At 35.3% G+C, this 703-nt stretch carries 1 protein-coding gene; it reads left to right on the forward strand.

What is annotated here, in order from left to right; all coding sequences use genetic code 11:
• Nucleotides 1–539: 539 nt before the first annotated feature.
• Nucleotides 540–703, forward strand: a 164-nt coding sequence (gene tssD, locus AACQ81_RS04740; protein WP_237388506.1) for a type VI secretion system tube protein TssD, incomplete at its 3' end; no start/stop codon positions are given.

Consider the following 703-nt stretch of genomic DNA (forward strand, 5'->3'; position numbering starts at 1 on the left):
TACTGTTCACCTTATGATTTAAACCAGATATATCAATGTATTGTAGGGTGAATAGTTATTTTTAAACTGTTCACAAGTCTTCACCTCTGTTCACCTTTTTCTGATTTAAAGGTGAAGGGTTGAGTGAAGAGTAGTGATGAGTTTGATTTCAAGTCATCATCCTTTAATGATATGAATTTAAATGAAAATATTTAAAGGTGAACACGGTGAACAGTTTTATTCCTAATTCTTTAATAGGGAGGGGTTAAATAAAAATGGTTTTTCTGGCGGGTGATCTTTCAGCTCTCCGTGATACCGGGTTAATGTATTAGCCCGGTATCACGGAGAAGACAAGCGCAGCGCGTCAGTGTGATTTTAATTGGTTACACTACATGAAATTTAAATTAGGTAATCATCTGATTTTATTTAAGTATAGAAGTTAATCACAATTTTACCGTTGTATTTTTATACACACTGGAATGAGTAAGTATTATTGTTGTATCTTGTTTAACTGATGTGTTTTTGTGCATCAATTGGATATCATGCAATCGGAGACAAGTATGTCATACATCATTTATTTGTCGTTGAAAGGAAAGAAACAAGGTTTAATATCAGCGGGATGCTCGACTCTGGAGTCGATAGGTAATCGCTATCAGGCAGGACGGGAAGATGAAATACAGGTATTGAATCTTAGCCATATGATGAGCCGAGATCAGAACGTCAA

The sequence above is a fragment of the Xenorhabdus sp. Sc-CR9 genome, from assembly GCF_963897815.1.
In the GTDB taxonomy this organism is placed as follows: Bacteria; Pseudomonadota; Gammaproteobacteria; order Enterobacterales; family Enterobacteriaceae; genus Xenorhabdus.